Source organism: Nonomuraea sp. NPDC050383 (assembly GCF_044459125.1).
In the GTDB taxonomy this organism is placed as follows: domain Bacteria; phylum Actinomycetota; class Actinomycetes; order Streptosporangiales; family Streptosporangiaceae; genus Nonomuraea.
On the sequence record NZ_JBITIP010000004.1, the window covers coordinates 395,255 to 416,208 of the forward strand.

18 protein-coding genes are annotated in these 20,954 nt (G+C 72.8%); 4 read left to right on the forward strand and 14 right to left on the reverse strand.

What is annotated here, in order from left to right; translation table 11 throughout:
- Positions 1 to 17: 17 nt before the first annotated feature.
- The gene (locus tag ACIBG4_RS13220) at positions 18 to 659 is read left to right on the forward strand and encodes an MBL fold metallo-hydrolase (protein WP_310708728.1); all 642 of its coding nucleotides are present in this window, start codon (positions 18 to 20) and stop codon (positions 657 to 659) included.
- A 45-nt stretch (positions 660 to 704) separates the two neighbouring features.
- On the opposite strand, the gene mnmA is transcribed toward ACIBG4_RS13220, so the two are convergent.
- Positions 705 to 1,784, reverse strand: coding sequence for a tRNA 2-thiouridine(34) synthase MnmA (gene mnmA / locus ACIBG4_RS13225; protein WP_397202003.1), 1,080 nt, complete (start codon positions 1,782 to 1,784; stop codon positions 705 to 707).
- 132 nt (positions 1,785 to 1,916) lie between these two features.
- On the opposite strand from mnmA, the gene ACIBG4_RS13230 reads away from it, so the two are divergent.
- Entirely contained in the window at positions 1,917 to 2,996 is a 1,080-nt protein-coding gene (locus tag ACIBG4_RS13230; RefSeq protein WP_397202004.1) for a DUF695 domain-containing protein, read from the forward strand.
- A gap of 63 nt (positions 2,997 to 3,059) precedes the next feature.
- On the opposite strand, the gene ACIBG4_RS13235 is transcribed toward ACIBG4_RS13230, so the two are convergent.
- Positions 3,060 to 4,223, reverse strand: a complete 1,164-nt coding sequence (locus ACIBG4_RS13235; protein WP_397202005.1) for a cysteine desulfurase family protein — start codon at positions 4,221 to 4,223, stop codon at positions 3,060 to 3,062.
- A 53-nt stretch (positions 4,224 to 4,276) separates the two neighbouring features.
- On the opposite strand from ACIBG4_RS13235, the gene ACIBG4_RS13240 reads away from it, so the two are divergent.
- Positions 4,277 to 4,795 (forward strand): TetR/AcrR family transcriptional regulator, encoded by a 519-nt coding sequence (locus tag ACIBG4_RS13240; RefSeq protein WP_357620050.1) that lies wholly within the window; start codon positions 4,277 to 4,279, stop codon positions 4,793 to 4,795.
- Positions 4,796 to 5,505: 710 nt separating this feature from the next.
- Complete coding sequence (locus ACIBG4_RS13245; RefSeq protein ID WP_397202006.1) at positions 5,506 to 6,693, forward strand: MFS transporter; 1,188 nt, start codon at positions 5,506 to 5,508, stop codon at positions 6,691 to 6,693.
- Between the two features lie 163 nt (positions 6,694 to 6,856).
- Here the strand turns inward: ACIBG4_RS13245 and ACIBG4_RS13250 are convergent, their stop codons facing one another.
- From ACIBG4_RS13250 to ACIBG4_RS13305, 12 genes are all read right to left on the reverse strand, one after another.
- Positions 6,857 to 7,144: a hypothetical protein gene (locus ACIBG4_RS13250; RefSeq protein WP_397202007.1), complete on the reverse strand. Its 288-nt coding sequence runs from the start codon at positions 7,142 to 7,144 to the stop codon at positions 6,857 to 6,859.
- A 12-nt stretch (positions 7,145 to 7,156) separates the two neighbouring features.
- Positions 7,157 to 8,038: a hypothetical protein gene (locus ACIBG4_RS13255; protein ID WP_397202008.1), complete on the reverse strand. Its 882-nt coding sequence runs from the start codon at positions 8,036 to 8,038 to the stop codon at positions 7,157 to 7,159.
- 317 nt (positions 8,039 to 8,355) lie between these two features.
- Complete coding sequence (locus ACIBG4_RS13260) at positions 8,356 to 9,309, reverse strand: electron transfer flavoprotein subunit alpha/FixB family protein (protein ID WP_310708721.1); 954 nt, start codon at positions 9,307 to 9,309, stop codon at positions 8,356 to 8,358.
- Between the two features lie 19 nt (positions 9,310 to 9,328).
- Positions 9,329 to 10,108 (reverse strand): electron transfer flavoprotein subunit beta/FixA family protein, encoded by a 780-nt coding sequence (locus tag ACIBG4_RS13265; RefSeq protein ID WP_397202009.1) that lies wholly within the window; start codon positions 10,106 to 10,108, stop codon positions 9,329 to 9,331.
- Between the two features lie 245 nt (positions 10,109 to 10,353).
- Positions 10,354 to 11,841, reverse strand: a complete 1,488-nt coding sequence (locus tag ACIBG4_RS13270; protein WP_397202010.1) for a serine/threonine-protein kinase — start codon at positions 11,839 to 11,841, stop codon at positions 10,354 to 10,356.
- Positions 11,842 to 11,876: 35 nt separating this feature from the next.
- A complete protein-coding gene (locus ACIBG4_RS13275) occupies positions 11,877 to 13,724 on the reverse strand; it encodes a serine/threonine-protein kinase (protein ID WP_397202011.1) in 1,848 nt (615 codons plus the stop codon).
- Between the two features lie 16 nt (positions 13,725 to 13,740).
- Positions 13,741 to 16,068: a protein kinase gene (locus ACIBG4_RS13280; protein ID WP_397202012.1), complete on the reverse strand. Its 2,328-nt coding sequence runs from the start codon at positions 16,066 to 16,068 to the stop codon at positions 13,741 to 13,743.
- Positions 16,069 to 16,276: 208 nt separating this feature from the next.
- Complete coding sequence (locus ACIBG4_RS13285) at positions 16,277 to 16,801, reverse strand: YbaK/EbsC family protein (RefSeq protein ID WP_310708716.1); 525 nt, start codon at positions 16,799 to 16,801, stop codon at positions 16,277 to 16,279.
- Between the two features lie 57 nt (positions 16,802 to 16,858).
- Positions 16,859 to 18,442 carry a flavin monoamine oxidase family protein gene (locus ACIBG4_RS13290; RefSeq protein WP_397202013.1) on the reverse strand — a complete coding sequence of 528 codons (1,584 nt, stop codon included), beginning with the start codon at positions 18,440 to 18,442 and terminating at the stop codon, positions 16,859 to 16,861.
- A gap of 85 nt (positions 18,443 to 18,527) precedes the next feature.
- A complete protein-coding gene (locus ACIBG4_RS13295; RefSeq protein WP_397202014.1) occupies positions 18,528 to 19,370 on the reverse strand; it encodes a M55 family metallopeptidase in 843 nt (280 codons plus the stop codon).
- 14 nt (positions 19,371 to 19,384) lie between these two features.
- Complete coding sequence (locus tag ACIBG4_RS13300; protein ID WP_397202015.1) at positions 19,385 to 20,590, reverse strand: DUF6395 domain-containing protein; 1,206 nt, start codon at positions 20,588 to 20,590, stop codon at positions 19,385 to 19,387.
- The gene (locus tag ACIBG4_RS13305) at positions 20,587 to 20,946 is read right to left on the reverse strand and encodes a hypothetical protein (protein ID WP_310708712.1); all 360 of its coding nucleotides are present in this window, start codon (positions 20,944 to 20,946) and stop codon (positions 20,587 to 20,589) included. Before ACIBG4_RS13305 ends, ACIBG4_RS13300 begins: the two co-directional genes overlap by 4 nt.
- Positions 20,947 to 20,954: the final 8 nt, after the last annotated feature.

Consider the following 20,954-nt stretch of genomic DNA (forward strand, 5'->3'; position numbering starts at 1 on the left):
AGCGTAGGCTCTCCAAGATGAGACTCACCAAATATGGCCACGCCTGCGTGCGGCTGGAGAAGGACGGCAAGGTCCTCGTCATCGACCCGGGGATGTTCAGCGAGGCCGAGGCCCTGGACGGCGCCGACGCGGTGCTGATCACCCACCAGCACGCCGACCACGTCGTCCCCGACCGGCTGAGGGCCGCACCGGCGGAGCTGGAGATCTGGACGTGCGAGGCGGTCGCCGAGGAGCTGGCCGCGGCGGAAGGCGTGCCCGCCAAGGTCCGGACGGTGCGCCACGGCGACACGTTCGAGGTGGCGGGGTTCGGGGTGAAGGCGTTCGGCGAGTGGCACGCGGCCAACCACCCCGACATGCCGATCGTGCAGAACGTCGGCTTCATGATCGACGACGAGGTGTTCTACCCGGGCGACGCGCTCACGGTGCCCGAAGCCGACGTGCCGACCCTCCTGGTGCCCACCTCCGCGCCGTGGCTCAGGTTGCCGGACATGGTCGAGTACCTGCGCACGGTACGGCCGGCGCGGGCGTACTCCACGCACGACGCGCTGTACAGCGACGTGGGGCTGGGCCTGCTGGACAGCTGGCTCAAGCTCGAGTCGGACAAGCAGGGCGCCGACATCCGGCGGATCCCCGTCGGCGAGTCGGTCACCCTCGGCTGACAGCGCCACCCCAGGCCTTGCCCGCGCGGGAGCGCGGGCCTCGGGTCAGACGGCGTGGCTGATCGTGGCGCTGCCGATGACGGTCGCGCCGGAGTAGAGCACCGCCGCCTGGCCCGCGGCGACGCCCGTGGCCGGGCGGTCCAGCTCGATGCGCAGCCCGTCGCCGGTCTCCTCGAAGCGGCATTCGTACACCTCGCCGTGCGCGCGGAGCTGGACGGTGAGGTCGCGGAGCCGGCCGGGCGGGTCGTCGTGGGCGGACGGCCCGTTCCAGACCGGGCGGCCGCACGTGATCGTCGTGACCTCCAGCGCCGACCGCGGCCCCACGGTGACCGTGTTGGACACCGGCTCGATCGACAGCACGTAGCGCGGCCTGCCGTCGGAGGCCGGCCGGTCGATGCGCAGGCCCTTGCGCTGCCCCACCGTGAACCCGTGGGCCCCCTGGTGGCTGCCCACCACCTCGCCCGACTCGTCGACGATCGGCCCCTCGGCCTCGCCCAGCCGCTTCGCCAGGAAGCCCCGCGTGTCGCCGTCGGCGATGAAGCAGATGTCGTGGCTGTCGGGCTTGTCGGCGACGGTCAGGCCGCGCCGGGCGGCCTCCTCGCGCACCTCGGCCTTGGTGGAGTCGCCCAGCGGGAAGATCGCGTGGCTGAGCTGCTCGCGGGTGAGCACGCCCAGCACGTACGACTGGTCCTTGCCCTGGTCGACGCTGCGGGACAGCACGCCGTCCACGAGCCTGGCGTGATGGCCGGTCGCCACGGCGTCGAACCCGAGCGCCAGCGCCCGGTCGAGCACGGCCGCGAACTTGATCTTCTCGTTGCAGCGCAGGCACGGGTTGGGCGTGCGGCCCGCCGCGTACTCGGCCACGAAGTCCTCGACCACGTCACGCTGGAAGCGCTCGGCCATGTCCCAGATGTAGAACGGGATGCCGATCACGTCGGCGGCGCGGCGCGCGTCCCGCGAGTCCTCGATCGTGCAGCAGCCCCTGGCTCCCGTACGGTGGGATTGAGGGTTGGCCGACAGGGCGAGATGGACACCGGTCACCTCGTGGCCGGCCTCGGCGATCCGGGCCGCGGCCACGGCTGAGTCGACGCCGCCCGACATGGCGGCAAGCACACGCAATCCCATGACGTTCCAAGCGTACTGTCCCGTGGAGAGTGCGCCTCGCGCCGATGGCGGGCCGCCGCGAGCCGGTGACGCCTGATGACGCCCCCGGGGTGAGGAGGCGAGGACGCGCGGGGTCTGAAAGGATGCACGACTATGCGACTGTTCGGGCGCAAGGACGGCGAGGACGGCACCGGCGGGCACGGGACGGGCGGGCCGGGCGCCGGCGTGCCCGTGTTCTGGGCGTGGTGGCAGGAGGCGCGGCCCCGCGTCGAAGCCGTGGTGGCGGCCGGTGACGCGGACGGCCTGGCGGAGCTGCTCGACCCCGCCGTGAGCGCGCTGCATCCCGGCCTGGTCTGGGAGCTGGCCCCGGGCAAGGAGGCGGCGCACGCCCTGGTGGTGACCGCCGCGGGCGACGCCGAGCTGCGGCCGCTGGCCCACCGCTGGGCCAGGGCGGCGCCGGAGGGCGACCTGCTGTGGGAGTTCCACCCGTCGCGGCAGGCCGACCCGCGCGCCTCGGAGCGGACCTTCGACATGGACGGGCGCACGGTCGAGCTGGACAAGCTGACGCTGGGGCTGCGCGTGCCGCGCGACGGCTCGCGCGTGGACGTGTCGGCCTACCACCCGATCTTCGGCGAGCTCGACGAGGACATCCGGATGGAGGCGACGCTGCTCGCCCTCGACTGGCTGCTGGGCGAGGACGACGTGGCCCGGTGGGTGGGCGAGATCACGCCGGTGACGTTCGAGCCGATCGACGCGGTGGCCGCCGCGCACCTGCCGGCCGTGGTGGCCGACCTGGCCTCGGACCTCGCCCCCGGCCCCGGCGAGGAGCAGTGGGCGCTGCTGGAGGGGCAGACGGTCAGCGGTGCGCCGCTGCACGCGAGCGCCCGCCATCCGCTGCGGCCGGTGGACCATCCACTGCTCGACCGGCACATCGAGATCACGCTGCCGTACCGGCACCGCGACGAGGGCGGCCTGCCCGCCGTCGGCTCGCTGAGCTCGCTGCAGTCCTTCGAGGACCGGCTCACCGCCGGGCTGCTCGACCGCCGGGAGACGGCCCTGCTGGCCGTCCGGCTGAGCGCCGAGGGGCTGCGGATCTTCCACCTGTACGCCGACCGGGACGGCGACGCCCACACCTGGGCCGAGGAGCTGGTCAAGGGGTGGAACGAGGGCAAGGCGCGGGTGCAGGTGTCGGACGACCCCGCCTGGACGGCGGTCGCCCCCTTCCTCACCTGACATCTCCGTCCTGACTTCTCCGTCCTGGGCGGCGGATCGGCCGGGTCAGCCGGGTCAGCCGGGTCAGCCGAGGCCGGCGCGGCGGGCGCGCTCGACGGCCGCCGGGAGCACCTCGATGAGCCGGTCCACGTCCTCCCGCGTCGAGGTGTGACCCAGCGAGAACCTGAGCGACCCGCGCGCCGCCACCGTGTCGGCCCCCATGGCCAGCAGCACGTGGGACGGCTGGGCCACCCCCGCCGAGCAGGCCGAGCCGGTCGAGCACTCCACGCCCTTGGCGTCGAGCAGCATGAGCAGCGCGTCGCCCTCGCAGCCGGGGAAGGAGAAGTGGGCGTTGCCCGGCAGCCGCCCCTCCGGGTCGCCGTTGAGCACGACGTCGGGCACCGCCTGCCGTACGCGCCGGATGAGGTCGTCGCGCAGCTCCGTCAGCCGTAGCCGCTGGCTCTCCTGCTCCTTGACCGCGACCCGCACCGCGGCGGCGAAGCCCGCGACGGCGGGCACGTCCAGCGTGCCCGAGCGCACGTCGCGCTCCTGCCCGCCGCCGTGCTGCACGGGGACGGGCGTCAGGCCGCGCGCCAGCAGCAGCGCGCCGACGCCGACCGGGCCGCCTGTCTTGTGGCCGCTGACGGTGATCGCGTCCGCGCCCGACCCGGCGAACGACACGGGGAGCTGGCCGACCGCCTGCACCGCGTCGGTGTGGAACGGGATGCCGTGCTCGTGCGCCACCGCCGCCAGCGCCTGGACCGGCTGGACGGTGCCGACCTCGTTGTTGGCCCACATCACACTGACCAGGGCGACGCCGCCGGGGTCGCGGGCGATGGCGGCGCGCAGCGTGTCGGGGTGGACGCGGCCGACCTCGTCGACGGGCAGCGGCTCCACCTGGGCGCCCTGCGTCTCGGCCAGCCAGTGGACGGGGTCGAGGCCGGCGTGGTGCTCGATCGAGCTGATCAGGATGCGGCGGCGCGGGGCGCGCGCCCAGTAGAGGCCCTTGAGGGCGAGGTTGTCGGCCTCGGTGCCGCCGGAGGTGAACACCACCTCGCTCGGCCGGGCGCCGAGCGCGTCGGCGATGGTCTCGCGCGCCTCCTCGACGACCCTGCGCGCCCGCCGTCCGGCCGCGTGCAGCGACGAGGCGTTGCCGACCTGGCCGAGCTGCTCCGTCATGGCCTCGATCGCCTCGGGGAGCATGGGCGTGGTCGCGGCGTGATCGAGGTAGACCGAGGGTCTGTTCACCCGGCAAGGGTATCTCGTTTGCCACTGTACCGTCCGGACGGTACAGTGGAGGCATGAGACGGGATGAGCTGCTGGACGCCGCGGAGGATCTGCTGTGCGATCAGGGCTCGGCCGCGCTCACGCTCTCCGCCGTCGCCGACCGCGCGGGAGTGAGCAAGGGCGGTCTCCTCTACCACTTCAGTAGCAAGGAGACCCTGATCAAAGCCATGGTCGAGCGCCTCATCGACGACTTCGACCAGCTCATGGCCGCCCAGCCGGGCGACACCTACACCGAGCGCTACCTCACGGCCACGCTGGCCGCCGTACGCTCGGGCCGACTGCGAAGATGGGCCGTCGTGACCGGCGCCTCGGGCAACCTGTTCCTGCTGGCGCCGCTGCGCGAGGCCATGACCCGCTGGCACCGCGACGAGCTGCGCGGGGAGCCCGACCCGCTGGCGTCGCAGATCGTACGGCTCGCGTGTGAGGGGCTCTGGGACGTGGCCAGCCACGACCCGGAGCTCAACACGGAGAGCGACCTGCAGGCCCTGGAGGCCCGCCTCCGCTCCCTGCTGAAACCTCCTCCCATGTCCTAGCGCGCTGGGGTTCCCCTCCGCCGCGGTCCGTCCGCGTGTGAGACGGCCGCTCCGGGTCCCGGGTGCGGGGTTTCCGCACGGGTTTCGGGCACCGTTTACGGGCTGGTTTCGGGCGCGGTTTCCGGGCGGGCCGTGAACGCGGCGCGCGGCGGAAATAAGGCGGCGCGGGGCGGTGTTGGAGGCTCTGGCCCGGGAATCGTGCCTGGTCACGGCGGCCCGCGCGGGGCTCGGAGGTCGCGGCGTTACCCGCCGTCCGGGCCGGAACACTGGGCCCGCCCGGAACGTTCCCCGCCGAGCGGAACGCCCCCGTCCGAGGGCTTCGGCAGGATCTCCGGCCGAGTCGGAGGCGCCGTGCCCGGCTCGGCGGGCCCGAGAGTAAACGCGCGAAGGCGCGGACCTCGCCCCAGCCCCCCACGGCCCAGGCGCACGCCGCCCCGCCTCCTGCCCGCAGGACGGCGGCCGCGTGCCCCGAGGCGCCCGACTGCCCCAAGGGACGCGGAATTCCCGCCGCCCCACCCCAGCCCCCGAAGGGCGCCGGCCCCGGCCGGCACCCGCCCCGAACGGGCGCCGGCACCCCACGGCGCCCGTTCCCCCCCTGGGTGCCGACCCCGTCGGCGCTCGCCCCCGAAGGGGCGCCGGTCCCCCGCCGGCGCCCGTTCCCCCGACATTCCGACTGACTGACCTTGCGTGACGCTCTGAGAGGTGTGCTGATGGCGAAGGACCTGCGGATGGCCCGATACGGGGCAATCCTGACATTTGTGATGGCCGGCTTGATGGTGGGCACGATGACCGTGCGCATCCCGGCGCTGACCGACAAGCTGGGCCTGTCGGAGTCCGTCGTGGGCACGATCCTGCTCGTCTGGGGCCTCGGCGCCCTCGTCACCATGCAGTCGATGCGCCGCGCCATGGCCCGGTTCGGCAGCAGGTCGGTCCTGCGCGTCGGCGGGCCGCTGACGGCGGTCGGCCTGGCCGCCGTGGCGTACGCGCCCAACCTGCCCGTCCTCCTGGCCGCCGCCGCGTTCTTCGGCATGGCGTTCGGCATGGTGGACATCGCCATGAACGCCCAGGGCTCCACGGTCGAGCGCGCCTACGGACGTCCCCTCATGAACGGCATGCACGCGGGCTGGTGCGTCGGCGCCATCTCCGCCGGTGCCCTGGGCAGTGTGGCCATCGCGCTGGGCATGTCGTTCACCGCCAACCTGGCGCTCGTCGGCCTGCTCTCCCTGCCGGTGATGATCCTGGCCGGCCGCGCCTACCTGCCCGAGGCCCCCGCCTCCGAGGCCGGGACGGCCGCGCGGCGCCGCATGCCGCCGATCGTCTACCTGCTGGGCGCGCTGATGTTCTTCGCGTTCATGGTCGAGGGCACGGTCGCCGACTGGAACGGCCTGTTCATGCGCGACACGCTGGGCGCGCCGGAGGCGCTGGCGGCGCTCGGCTATCCCGTGTTCGAGGCGGGCATGCTGCTCGCGCGGCTGACCGGCGACCGGCTGCGGTCCCGGTTCGGGGTGCGTGGCATGCTGACCGTGTCGGGGCTGGCCACGGCCGGGTTCTTCACGGTCGTGCTGGCGTCGCCCGCGCCGCTGATGGCGGTGCTCGCGATGTTCTTCGTCGGGCTGGGCGTGGCGACGATCTCGCCGATGACGCTCTCGCTCGCGGGGACCGCCACGGACAACCCGGGTCCGGCCATCGCGCAGGCAGGGGCCATGGGGTACGCGGGGCTGCTGCTGGGGCCGGTCGTCATCGGCTTCCTGTCGGACGCCACCTCACTGCGTACCGCGCTCGGGATCGCGGTGGTGCTCGGCGTGCTGATCGCGCTGGCGTCCCGCCTGCTGCCGCGCGAGGAGCCCACGGCTGTCCGGGTGCTGCCGGCGCGCGAGCGCGTCGAGGTCGCCGCCTGACAGTTGTCACCGTTCAGCCTCGCACCTGGGCCGCTGCTCCTTCGAGAGCCGCCGTGCGAGGCTGAACGCCATGGTGAAGCCATCACCACAGCCGTGGTCTCCGCGATCCCGGCGGTCCCCAGCCTCCTCCAGTTCTACGAGCTGCTGGTGTCCGCGCTGATGACTATCCGTCGCTCTGGTCGAACAGATCCCGCAGAGTCTGGACGGTCACCGCGCGGGTGGTCCAGCTTTCCAGCCGGGCGAGATCAGCGCAGGTGGAGATCTGGGCGCGTATGTCGTCTGGAACGTCGAAGCCACGGGCGCCCAGCACGAGCAGGAGCATCCTGGCCGCCTCTTCGGCTTTGCCCTCCGCTTTGCCTTCGGCTTTACCCTCGGCTTTACCTTCGTCGAGACCGCGGCCGTAGTGTTCGCGGGCGAAGGGGCTGTAGACGGGCCAGTCCGTGGACGTCATGATCTCCTCTGACTATCCGTCGCTCAGGTGGAACAGATCCTGCAGAGTCTGGACGGTCACCGCGCGGGTGGTCCAGCTTTCCAGCCGGGCAAGATCAGCGCAGGTGGAGATCTGGGCGCGGATGTCGTCTGGAACGTCGAAGCCACGGGCGCCCAGCACGAGCAGGAGCATCCTGGCCGCCTCTTCGGCTTTGCCCTCGGCTTTGCCTTCGTCGAGACCGCGACCGTAGTGTTCGCGGGCGAAGGGGCTGTAGACGGGCCAGTCTGTGGACGTCATGATCTCCTCCAGGAGGTGCCGCACTTCGGGCGCCGACATGCTGTAGGCGTATTCATAGTACTTCGGAGCGTGTTCGTCACGCAGCGCGGTCAACGCCGTGGCGAAAGCCTCCACCACCTTGCGGTCACGGCCGTGAACCATCACCGCCATGGCCGACAACGCCAGGTTGGCCGCAGCCTCCTGAGGATCGATGATGGCCGGTATGCCGTCCGGGCCCAGCACCCGGGCCTGCAAGCGATAACCGGTCAGCCCGGAATCGATCGGCACCGCATAATGGGCGGCAACCCCACGATCGGGACAGACGATCAGGACCGTGACATCACAGCGCAGCATCAACCACAACGCGGCGGCATAGCGCGCCAGTTGCCGGGGGACCTTGGACTTGTCCTGCTGGATCTCCACGATGATGGCGTGTGCGGGCGCCTGTGGAGGCCCCAGGACGAGGACCAGGTCGGCCTCGATGTCGTCGGAAGGTCGAGTGTTGAAGGTGCACTCCTCCAGCCGGATCAGCGGAGTGGCAGGCAGGTGCATTCCCAGAAGATCACGCAGAACCTCGACCGCCAACTGGGGACGATTGCTGAACAGCCGGATGAGAGCGTCATGGCGGGGGGACGGCATGGCACTTATTGTCACACGTCAAGCACATGGAGTTACGGAAATTGGCAGTACGAACTGGCCGTTTCGGGGACCTCCGCCCGCCCCGCGCCACCACCACTGACGTCTTCCGGCACGCAGCCCACGACTAGTGACCCGGAGGTGGCGTCATTCGCTGATCCAGGGCGTTCCCCGCCATATGACGCCGATCCGACGTGATCGGCCGGCGAATCGGCGAAGCGGCTCTTGAGCGGGGGTTTGGGGGGCTGCGCCCCCCAATGTCACAGCCTGAGCTCCCGGCGCGAAGCGCCATTCAGCGAAGACCGTGCCCTCCCCTGCGGCTACTTGCGCTTGGCGACCTCGTCGGCGAGCTGCGGCACGACCTGGTGCAGGTCGCCCACCACGCCGTAGTCGGCGAGCTCGAAGATCGGCGCCTCCGGGTCCTTGTTGATCGCCACGATCGTCTTCGCGGTCTGCATGCCGGCCCGGTGCTGGATGGCGCCGGAGATGCCGGCCGCGATGTAGAGCTGCGGCGACACGGTCTTGCCGGTCTGCCCGACCTGGAACTGGTGCGGGTACCAGCCGGCGTCCGTGGCGGCGCGGGAGGCGCCCACGGCCGCGCCGAGCGCGTCGGCCAGGCCCTCGATGACCGAGAAGTTCTCGGCCGAGCCGACGCCGCGCCCGCCGGAGACCACGATCGCGGCCTCGGTGAGCTCCGGACGCGCGCCCTTCTCCTGCTTGACCCGCTCGACGATGCGGGCCGCCCTGGCGGTGTCGCTCAGGGAGAGCGACACCTCCTCCTCCGTGCCGGCGCCGGCGGCGGGCTCGGGGGCGGTCGAGTTGGGGCGTACGGCGACGATGGGCGTGCCCCTGCGGACCCGGGAGCGGACGTTCACGCCGCCACCGAAGATCGACTGGTCGGCCACGAAGCCCTCGCCGAGACCCACGGCGTCGGTGATGACGCCCGAGTCGGTCTTGACCGCGAGGCGGCCGGCGACCTCCTTGCCCTCGGCCGTGGCCGCCACCAGCACCGCGGCGGGCGACTTCTCGGCCACGAGCTGAGCGAGCAGCTCGGCCTTGGGGGCCACCACGTAGTCGACCACGTCGCCGGAGGAGGCGACGTAGATCTTCTCGGCGCCGTACTCGGCCAGCCTGGCCTTGGCCCCGTCGGTGATGCCGGGGCCGGCCCAGACGGCGGCCGGCGTGCCGAGGGAGCGGGCCAGCGTCAGCAGCTCCAGCGTGACCTTCTTGACCTCGCCGTCGACCTGCTCGACGAGAACGAGAATCTCCGACATATCAGCAAAACCCCCGTTCTCAGATGAACTTCTTGGAGGCGAGGAACTCGGCGGCCTTCACGCCGCCGTCGCCCTCGTCCTTGACGATGGTGCCGGCCGCGCGCGGCGGGGCCGCGGCGAAGTCGACGACCTCGGACCAGGCGGCGCCGAGACCCACCTGGTCCGCGGCGATCTCGGCGTCGGCGATGCCGAGCGTCTCGACCGGCTTCTTCTTGGCCGCCATGATGCCCTTGAAGGACGGGTAGCGCGGCTCGTTGATCTTCTCCACCACGGAGACGACGGCGGGCAGGGTGGCCTCGACCCGGTCGAACCCGTAGTCGGTCAGCCGCTGGATCGTGATGGACGACCCGTCGACCTCGACCTTGTTGGCGAGGGTGAGCTGCGGGGTGCCGAGCCGCTCGGCCAGCATCGCGGCGAGCACGCCGGTGCGGGCGTCGGTGGACTCGGAGCCGAGGATGACCAGGTCGAAGCCGATCCGCCTCAGCGCCTGCGCCATCGCGTAGGAGGTGGACAGCGCGTCGGAGCCACGCAGGGCGTCGTCGCTGAGGTGGACCGCCTTGTCGGCGCCCATGGCCAGGGCCTTGCGGATGGTCTCGGTGGCCTTGCCGGGGCCCATGGTGAGGACGGTGACCTCACCGCCGTGGGCCTCCTTGAGCTTGAGGGCCTCCTCGACCGCGTACTCGTCCAGCTCGTTGACCACGCCGTCTACGGCGTCACGGTCGAGCGTCTTGTCATCGGACCGCAGCTTGCGCTCGGTCGCCGTGTCGGGGACCTGCTTCACGCAGACGACGATGTTCATGGCCGGTGGCCGACCTCCCGTGCTCGCGTGCGCCACCGCGTCGGTGCGGCGGGCGCTGGATGCTGTCCAGACTGCCAGGTGTCGCGTGGGCTCCGTGGCAGCGGGTGGCACGAGTCGTTCCCGGCCCCCGCCGACATGTTACCCATGGGTAGCTTAGTCGCAAACACGACCTTCCGTACCCGCGTCCCGGCTTCACCAGGCCCACTCTACCGAACTTTGTTCGGTACGCGGCGAGGGGCCACCGGTCAGGCGGACAGCAGGAACACGATCCCGACGACCAGCGCGGTGCCCGCGAAGAGCGCGAGCGTGAACGTGCTGAACGCCGCGCTCAGCCCCAGGCACAGCCCCGCCGCGCCCGCGATGCTCGCGAAGTCCACGACGATCCGGCTCGTCCGGTACGGCCTGCGGGAGAACAGCGCCACGCCCGCGTCGGCCACCACCGCCAGCGTGTAGCCGGCCAGCAGGAACAGCGCCACCTCCGGCAGCGGCTCGCGCGCCGCGGCGGCCAGCAGCGCCACGAACAGGGCGGAGCCGATCACCCAGCGCCTGCGCACCTTCTCCCGGTGCCGCGCCATGGACTCCTCGGCGGAGCGGCGCCGCGGGTCGTCGCCGGGCCGCCACTCGCGCGTCTCCAGGTCGTGCAGCCCCTCGCGGCGACGCTCGGCCCGCGATCGGCGGCGCTCACGCGGCAGGTCGGCGGGCCGCGGCCGGACGGCCGGACCGCCGGCCGCCGCGCCACCCAACGGAGGAACGCCCGCCGCGAGAGCGCCCCCGGCTGAACCGCCCGGCACGGACTCTCCCAGCACGGACTTTCCCGGCACGGAGTCGCCCGGCACGGACGCTCCCGGCACGAACGCTCCCGGCGAAGGGGAGAACGCGGCCGAGGCGGCGGTGGAAGTGGCAGCGGGCGAGGTGGCGGGCGGCTGCTGCCCGTCGTGCGCCTCCACCGCCCCGGCTCGCGCGGGACCGGCGAGGGCACCCAGCTGCGTGCACAACTCGGCGGCCGTCGGACGCTCCGCGGGATCCGTGGACAGACAGCGGCGCAGCAGCGGCTCCAGCCACTCCGGCGTCCCCTCCAGGTCCGGCTCGTGGTGGACGACCCGGTAGGCCACCGCCGAAGCCGGGCCCTGCCCGTACGGCTGCCGTCCGGTGGCCGCGTACGCCAGCGTGGCGCCGAAGGAGAACACGTCGGCCGCCATTCCCGCCTCATGCCCTTCGAGCACCTCAGGCGCCAGGTAGCCCGGCGTGCCCACCACCGCCCCCGAGGCCGTCACCGACAGCGAGTCGAGCGCGCTCGCGATGCCGAAGTCGATGACCACGGCCCGCCCTTCGGCCATCATCACGTTGGCCGGCTTGAGGTCGCGATGGATGACCTCGGCCTCGTGCATGGCGAGCAGCGCCGCGGCCAGCCCGGCCGCGAGCCGCGGCAGGTCGGCCACCGGTACGGGCACCGCGCTGAGCGGCCTGCCCTGGACGTACCGGGTCACCAGGTACGGCCGCGCCACGTCCAGCGAGGCGTCGAGCACCTCCGCCACGTACGGACCGCCGACCCGGCGCATCGTCTCGACCTCGCGCGCCAGCCGCGCCAGCGCGACGGTGTCGGCCGCGACGTGCGGATGCAGCACCTTGACCGCGACCGTGCGCCCTTCGGGGTCGAGCGCGAGATGCACCTCGCCGAAACCGCCGGAGCCGAGCCTGGAGAGCAGGTGGTACGGGCCGAGATGCTCGCTCATACCGCTTCCTTCCCCTCAGGGGCGCGTCGGGACACTCACGACCAGGGCGACAGGAAGCCCAGTCCCACCCTTCGCAGGAGGTCGTCGACAAGTCCGGTGAAAAGCCCCATCGCGCTGTCCTGGGCGTTGCGCGTCAGCTCCCTGATCACGGTCTCGGGAGCGCGCCACGGGCTCCACACCGTCTCCTGGCCCAGCGCGAACATCGCGACGACCAGCGTCAGGGTGCCCACCGCCAGCAGCGCGACCGTGGCGGCTCCGGGGCTGCGCAGCATGCCGGTGATCGCGCGGGTGACGGTCCGGCGGGGCGGTCCGCCGCCCGGCAGCACGAACAGGCCGGCCGAGAAGACGCCGGCCGCCCACGCGGCGGCCTCGTTGACGCCCATGCCGCCGCCCCAGCGGAGCACGCCGTACGCGCAGAGGCCGAACAGGATCGACAGCGGCACGTGGACCAGCGACACGAGCGCGGCCTTGACCAGCGCCCACGGGGTGCCGACGAGCACGAGCAGCGGGTCGGCGGCGCTGGAGCCGCGGATCTGGCGGCGCTTGACCATGTCGCCGAACAGGTAGTCGCCCACCCGCAGCACCACCGCGAGCGCGATGGCGACCGCCCCCACGGCGACGGGCATCATGACGGTCAGCGCGACGAGCATGATCAGCAGCAGCCCGCCGATGAGCTGGCTGCCCACGAGGTAGCGCTTGCGCTCGGCGGGCGGCGTGTACGGGGGCGGAGTGGCCGGGCGGCGACCGCCCTGGGTCGCGGGCGCGCTCGCGGGTACCGTGGGCGGCCGGTATCCGGGAGCCGGGTAGCCGGGGGCCCGGCCGGGATGGCCGGCGACCCGCTGGTCCGGCCGCGGCGCGGGCGGGCGGGCCGGCATGGGCGCCGGGACGTAGGGCGGCGGGCGCTCCTCCTGCCGCGGCCTGGGCGGCTCCTGCCGGGGCGGCGGCGTGCCGTACTCGACGGGCGGCAGCAGGTCGGCGTAGGAGTCGGCGTACGAGTCGAGGACCCGGGTGCGGCTGGACAGCTTCTTGGTGCCGCCGGGCCCGGTGTCCGGCGTGGTCTCGTGGAAGGTCGTGACCGACGGGTCGAGCGCTCTGGCCATCCGCAGCAGCTCCTGGGCGCTGGGCCGGGAGGCGGGTTCGACGTCGAGGGCGCGGGTGAGCCAGCCGCGCAGCCACGCGGGCGCCTTGTCGAGCTGGGCCCGCCCCTCCATGATGTTGAAGCAGACCACCTCGAACGTGCCGGTCCCGAACGGCGGCGCGCCCGTCGCGGCGAAGAACACCGTCGAGGCCAGCGCGTGGACGTCGGCCGCCTGGGTGATCTCCGAGTCGCGGATGATCTCCGGGGCGAGGTAGCCCGGCGTGCCGACGAACATGCCCGTCTGGGTCAGCCGGGTGGCGTTGACCAGGTGGGCGATGCCGAAGTCGATGACCAGCGGCTCACCGTCGACCAGCATGACGTTGGACGGCTTGAAGTCGCGGTGGATCACGTCGGCGGCGTGGATGGCCACGAGCGCCTGGCAGAGCCCGCGGGCGAGCTTGATCACCTCGCCCGCCGCCAGCGGACCGTCGTTGAGCACGGTCTCCTCCAGCGTGCGGCCCGGCGCGAAGCGGGTCACCACGTACGGCTGCCCCCCGACGAGCTCGGCGTCGAGCACCTCGGCCACGTGCGGGCTGCGCACGCGGCGCATGGTCTCGACCTCACGGGTGAGCCGGTCGCGGGCCTTGAGGTCGGCGGCCACGTGCGGGTGCAGGACCTTGATGGCGACCTCGCGGCCCTCGGAGTCGACGCCGAGGTGGACAACCCCCATGCCGCCTTCGCCGATCTTCCGTACCACCCGGTAGGGGCCGAGCCGCTCTGGCGCCTGGGTGTTGCCCGTGCTCATCGCCGTCTTCCCCCCGTCATCCCCCCGCGTCCCCCTTCAGTCCGTCGAGCTGCTTCACCACAGGTCCCACGTCCACCGGAGTCCATACGGCCCTCCTCGCGTCGTCCCTGAACGTGCCGTAGGCGAGGACGAGCGACAGCGCCGCGGCCGCCGCCAGGACGCCCGCGACGACCACCGCCGCTGTTCTCGAGGGTACGAGGGAAGCGAGCGTCCTGCGCATCTGGCGCCCCGGACCCTCCACTCCCGGCCCCGCGCACAGGGTCCAGAGGGCGACCGCCGCCCCCCAGGCCAGCGCGTTGTACGGGTCCGTCCCGAGCACCACGGTGAGCAGCAGCGTAACCGGTAGCCCGAGGATGAGCGCGTAAAGCACGAGGGCGAGCGTGATGCCCACGGACTTGGCCAGGGCTCGCGGATGCCCGAACACCCTGACCACGTCCAGCGCCGCCGCGCCGGTCGAGCGGCGGGCGATCAGCTCGGGCTGGGCCAGGTCGGCGGCGCGCAGCAGCACCGCGACGGGTACGACGACCACGGCCACCAGCACGGGCGCCATGACCGCCGAAACGATCATGATGAGGAGCAGCATCGCGCCCGCCACGCCGTACGCCCGGGAGCGCTGGAGCGCCTGGCCGGGCACGGCGCCCGGGATGAACGGCTCCCGCTTGGTCCTCGGGTCCGGGGGGTACTGGGGCTGTGCGGGGATGTAGGGCGGCGGCTGCTGCTGGACGGGGCGCGGCTGCGGCACCGGCGCGGGGCCGGACGGTCCGGCGGGTCCGGCGGGTCCGCCCATGCCGAACCCGTGCCCGGCTGGATGTCCCGCCGGGTGCCCGCCCGGGTGCCCGCCCTGATGGCTCGCCTGGTGGCCGGCGCCGGGCGCGGCGTGCGGCCCGGAGAACGCGGCGGGCCCGGCGTGCGGGCCCGGTCCGGGGTACGGCGCGGGGCCGGCGTTCGGTCCCGTGCCGGGGGCGGGTGAGGCGTTGGGGCGGCCGTAGTCGACGTTCGGACGGCCGTAGTCGGGCGTGTCGGGGCGTACGCGCCGGGTCGGCAGGTCGCCGTCGTGCGACGGCGGCGGGACGTGCTCGCCGGGGCGCGCGGAGAAGGCGTCGTCGCCCGGCCGCGGCGCGTTGCGCCACGGCTGCGAGCCGGCCTCCTGCTGCATGCGGCGCAGCTCCTCGGGCGTCACGCGGCGGGTCGGCCACGGGTCGCCCTCGTCGCTCGCCCACGGGTCGTCCTGGTCACCGCCGGCGGCCGGGCCGCCGACCGCGGGCGCGCCTGCCTGGCCGGGAAGCAGTGACACGAACGGCTGGTCCGTCTGCGCGAGGTCCTGGTGCGACGGCATCTGCCCGGAGACTCCCGAGACGCCGGGAACCCCGGGAACGGGCCCGCCCGGCCGGCCGAAGCGGGCGTCCTGGCCGTCGAGGAGCTGCCGGGGCGTGACCGGCGGCGTGGAGATCTCCCACGACGGCCGCTCCGTGACGGGCCGCGGCGCCGCCAGGTCGAACTGCGACCGGTCGGGCCCCGGCACGGTGGAGATCTCGTCAGGCGCCCGCCCCGGTGTCCGGGGCAGCATGCGCGCGGTCTGCTCGGCCAGCTCGGCCGCCTTCGGCCGCTTGGCCGGGTTGCGCTGGAAGGCCGCCTTGAGCAGCGGCTGGAGCTCGGCCGGGGCGGCGCCGATCTCGGCCTTGCCGGCGGTGATGTTGTAGAAGACCATCTCCAGCGTGCCCTTGCCGAAGGGCGGCTGGCCGGTGCTGGCGTACAGCAGCGTGCCGGCCCACGCGTGGACGTCGACCTCCGGCCCCGCCTCCTGGCCCTCGATGATCTCCGGGGCGAGGTAGCCGGGCGTGCCGATGAACATGCCGGTCTGGGTCAGCCGCGTCGCGTCGACCGCCTGCGCGATGCCGAAGTCGATGAGCACCGGCTCGCCGTCGAGGATGAGCACGTTGCCCGGCTTCAGGTCGCGGTGGATCACGCCGACGGAGTGGACGGCGGCCAGCGCCGTCGCCACGCCGTGCGCGATGCGCACCAGCGCGGGCAGGTCCAGCGGGCCGTCGTCCTTGACGATCTCGTCCAGCGAGCGTCCGGCGACGTAGCGCGTGACGATGTACGGACGATGACCGGTCACGTCGGCGTCGACGACCTCGGCGATGTACTTGCTGCGCGCGCGGCGCATGGTCTCGACCTCGCGCGACAGCCGTCGCCTGGCGACCTCGTCGCCGGCGACCTCGCCCCGCAGGACCTTGACCGCCACCTGCCGGCCCTGGGGGTCGGCAGCGAGGTGGACAACGCCCATTCCGCCTTCACCGAGCCGCCTGAGCAGCCGGTAAGGGCCAAGTCGGTCATCGTTCATGGCATGAAGCACCATACCGGCTTAATCCCCGCCCACGAGATGAACCATGAGGCCACATTCCCACTCGTACAACGTCCGGATCGGGGCCATCGGTTTCCGATCCGTCGGTATCGAATCGGCCACGACATTCGCGGGCCGCGGCGACCGTCTGCTTTGTATTGTTTTGCTGGGTGTTGTTCTGCTTAGTGCGTTTCTGCTGGATGTTGTCCTATGAGGCGTCGGTGGCCAGGGCGAGCACCTCCGCGCCCTTCAGCCCGGCCAGGGTGGAGCCGGCGACGGCCAGCTTGCTGCGGCGCAGGCCGCTGCCGATGACCACCTTCGGATGCTCGGCCACGCGCGCGTCGACCAGGATCGGCCAGTCGGCCGGCAGGCCCAGCGGCGTGATGCCGCCGTACTCCATGCCGGTCAGCTCCACCGCCTGCGCCATCGGCGCGAAGCTCGTCTTGCGGGCGTCGAGGTGCTTGCGCACCACTCCGTTGACGTCGACCCGCATCGTGGCCAGCACCATGCAGGCCGCGTAGCGGGTCTCGCCGCCGCGCTTGGCCGCGACGACGACGCAGTTGGCCGACTCGTCCATGCCGACGCCGTAGCGCTCGCAGAACGCCGCCGTGTCGGCCAGCTCGGGGTCGATCTCGGCCACCTCGGCGGCCTCGGCCAGCTCGCGCACGGCGCGGGCCACCGGGTCGGCCAGCAGGTCGGTCCGCTCGGTCGCGGGCACCCAGTGCAACGTCATCCCATCTCCTCGTTCGCTCTCCCAGGACCCTACGCGGTCCCGGTGACAGCGGCGCCGTCACTGCGCGCGCAGCACCCTCTGGTGCAGCTGCGTGACGGCGGCGCGGGCCGACTCCATGGCCCCCGCCTGCCAGGCGATCAGGTGGGTGAGCCAGTCGCCCGCGAAGTAGACCCTTCCGCTGGGACGTTGCAGAAGAGTGAACGACGAATCAAAGGCCGGCCAGCGGACCCAGCCGCCCTGGATGTGCTCCTGGCGTTCCCAGGCGATGGAGACGCTGGACAGCAGGTCCTTGCCGTACTTGTCGCCGTGGATCTTGCGGCCCTGGGTGAGGGCGCGGCGGCGGCGGTCCTCGGGGGTGAGGGCTCCGTACAGCTCGGCGTCGCGCTCGGTGTTGTAGTAGCCGACGATCAGGCCGCGCTCGGCGTGGTAGCCGTACGACGGGTACCAGATGTGGGCGATGTCGAGGTCGGTCTCGGTGATGCCGCCGTAGACGCGGTCCTCCAGCTCCCACCAGCGCCGGCCGTACTCCATGCCGATCTTGCCGGCGGCGACGGGGACGGGCGTCCTCAGCGCGGCGGTGACCTGGGCGCCCAGGTTGTGCGGGACCCGGGCGAGCAGATGGGGCGGCAGGGTGGCGACGCAGTAGTCGGCCTTGAGGCTGCCGCCGTCCCAGGTGACCTCGACGCCGTCGGCCAGGTTTGTGATCTTCGTGACGCGGGCGCCGGTCCTGATCCGGTCGGCGCCCACGGCCTCCGTCAGCCGCGCGACGATGGCGTCCATGCCGCCGACCGGCTGGAACATCGGGGTGGCCTGGTCGTAGCCGAAGTCGTTGAGTATGGCGCGGCCGGTGCCGGCGGCGAGGACGTCATGGAGCGTGCCGGGGCCGGTGACGGGGGTCCCGCCGTCGAGAGCCGGGTACGTCAGGTAACCGCGGCGCGGCGAGCCCTCGTAGTCCAGCTTGGGGCCGAGGTCGCCGAACCTGCGCAGGAAGTCCAGCAGGCGCTCCTGGTCGTCCTTGGTCATCCGCCGGTCGAGGGCGCCGGCGTTCGTCGCCTTGGCCAGCAGCTCCGCTATATATCCGTACATATCGGCCTTTGCGGTGCGGGCCCGCATGGTGCCGCCGTTCGTGTGGACGTACGCCTGGGCGTTGCTGTTCACGAACGTCTCGATCGGCACGCCCAGCTCGCGGCAGTAGTCGAGCGTGACCATCCACTGCGCGATGCGGCCGGGGCCGGCGTTGAAGTAGACGCCCTCCCCGAACCTCGCCTCCTGCGAGCCGCCGCCCATCTCGGTCAGCCGGTCGCCGCCGCGCAGCGTGAGGTTGCGCCCGCCCGCCCGCCCGCGCGCCTCCAGCAGCGTGCAGTCGTAGCCGGCCTTGCCCAGCTCGTACGCCACGGTGAGCCCGGCGACACCTGCGCCCAGGATCACCACCTTGGCCGCGGCCCTGCCGCTGAGGGAGAAGTCGCCGGGGCGCGGAGCCGCGAACGCCTTGTCCTGACCGGACGGCGCCAGGCCCAGAGCGCCCATGGCGGCGTACATCGCGCCCGCGCCGCCGACCGCCCCGATGCCGACGAGCAGCCCCCGCCGCGTCAGCGCCGCACCCTCCACGCCGTACCTCTCTCCAGGCAGGTCTCCGGACATCCAGAAGGCCGTCCCCCTCGGCGGGGCGACGGCCGATCCGCACCGTACACCCCGCGTCGGTCGCGGCGGGTCCGGCCGGGCCGTGTCAGCCGTAGGGGCCGCTGCCGCAGGCGATCTGGCCGCCGATCGTGGCGAAGATGCCGAACAGCGCCATGATCTGCGTGAAGTCGTCCGTCGTGAACTCGATGTGCCGCGACCCCACCGCCTTCACCCCCGGGATCAGCCCCACCGCGGCGGCGATGGCCGTGGAGTTCCACTCCACCCCCAGCGTGTACGGCGGAGCCGGCTGGTACGGCGTGAAGTCCGTCAACCGGTTGAGGGCCCGCTCCATGGCGTCACGGATGAGGGACTGGGCGACGCCCGGCGGCAGCAACTCGGCCGAGAACTTGTCGATCCCCTTCTTCACCGCGACCGTCTCGACGTCGCCGAGCAGCTCGCGCGCCTCCTCACCGACGGCCTCGTCCCCGGTCACCAGCACGACCGGGACGCCGTGGAACCCGGCGCACGCGGCCACCAGCCGGGTCTCGCCGCACACCTCGCCGTTGAGGTAGACGTTCTGGATCTCCTTGCCCATCCACGTGTGGTTGAGCACGCCGTGCTGGACGCCGGCGCGGGCGTGGTAGCCGACGAAGCCCGCCGCCTGGTACGAGCCGTCCAGGCCCTGCGCCATCCGCTGCGCCTTGCCGGGACCGCGGACGAGGGTGGCGCGCGGGTCGAGCAGGTCGATGCGGAGGTTCTTGGTGGAGCCGTGCGCGTCGTTGACCAGCACCGACGTGGCGCCGGCGGCGCAGGCGCCCGCGACGGCCGCGTTGGCGTCGGCCGTCATCAGCTCGCACCCGCGCTCGTAGCCGCGCTTGCCGGCGTGCATCTCCTCCGGGTCGGTGAGCCCGGTGACGCCCTCCATGTCGACCGACAGGTACACCTTCATCCGCCGCTCCTCCTTCACGAGCCCCAGGTCTCCACCCGGCGCACCTCGTCGTCCGTCATGAACCCGACCTCGGCGGCCATGAACGCCGCCGCCCGCTCGCGCCACGCCCGCGGGATCTCCTCGATCGCCGGCGGGTAGCAGTGGTCGAGCCAGCTCGTCGACTCCTCGGTGACGTCGAAGTACTCCAGAGCCTTGGCGAACACGGTGTTCTCGATGCCGGGCACGCGCGCCAGGCCGTACTGGATCATCTCCTGGCCGCCGTAGGGCGGCGGGCGCATCCACTTGCGGGCCACGGCCCGGTCGGCGGTGATGGGCGTGTCGAGGGGCCGCCGCTCGACGGCGGCCTGGATGAGCTCCTTGTACAGGCACTTGCCGCAGGTGCGGCAGGGGCCGTCGGTGCCGCGCAGGCACCAGCGGACGTGGTCCTTGAGCTCCGAGCCCAGCGCCAGCCGCATGGTGACGGCCTCGCTGACGCCGCCGACCGGCAGCACGATGTGCACGCCCACCGCGGCGAACAGCCGCCCCCACTTGCCGTGCGGCGCCCACAGGTCGTTGTCGGGCGTGTAGCGCAGCAGGTAACGGCCGCCGCCCAGCCACCGGGAGCCCATCTCGTACCCGAAGCCGAGGCCGCCGAGGTCCAGCCGGTCGGCCGACAGCAGCGCGCCGGCCGCGACGGCCTGGTGTTCGGGGTAGCCGGGGCGGGGCTCGGCGAGCGTGTACTCCAGGTCGGACTCGAAGACCGTGAGCTCGCGCCCGGTGCCCTTGGCCAGCTTGGCGAGCACATCCGAGCGGTAGTGGGGCCACCGGTTCGGCACGCGGGAGTGCGGCACCCGCCGGAAGTGGACGAAGGGGGCATCCGGGTAGACGGTGGCCGCGGCCACGGAGTCCGCGCCGCCGCTGTAGGAGATCGCGAGCGTGCTGCCCGCGCGGCGGGGCTCGGCGCCCACGGGCCCGGCCTCGACGCCCCACCCGTCGTGCAGCGCGGCGGCGACCTCGGCCGACACGGCCCGGTCGAAGGTGATCCGCCTGCGCGTCCACGGGGCGGCGACGGTCCACGCGGCCACGGCGAACAGGTCGGGGTGCGCGTCGTCCGGAACGCCCGAGACGGTGCAGGAGTTGATCGCGAGCTTGACGGGGTGGCCGTCGGAGGCGTGGCCGGTGATCTCGTCCTCGGGGTCCAGGCGGAAGGTCAGGTGACCGCCCGACCAGACGACCCTCACGACCGCTCCTGGGCGCCGGCGTGGGACCTGAGGTCGTCGATGGCCTGCCAGACCAGGACCTCGTTCTGCAGCACGCCGTCCATCGCCTTGGCCGTCTCCTGCGCCAGGCGCTGGGCGTCCTGGGCGAGGCGGCGGGTCTCGTCCAGCTTGGCGCGGTCCGCCCCCGCCGTCGCGGGCCTGGCGTTGCGCAGGCGCTCGACCTCGGCCTGGAGCGTCGCCATCTCGCGGCGCAGGGTCTGGACCTCCCAGAGGGCGTCACGGATGTCCTGGCGGTGGTCGGCGATGGAGATGTACCGGGCATCGAACCACGTGCGCACGGCCTGACGGAGCCGCGCGGGGACCAGGACGCGCATCATGAAACGCC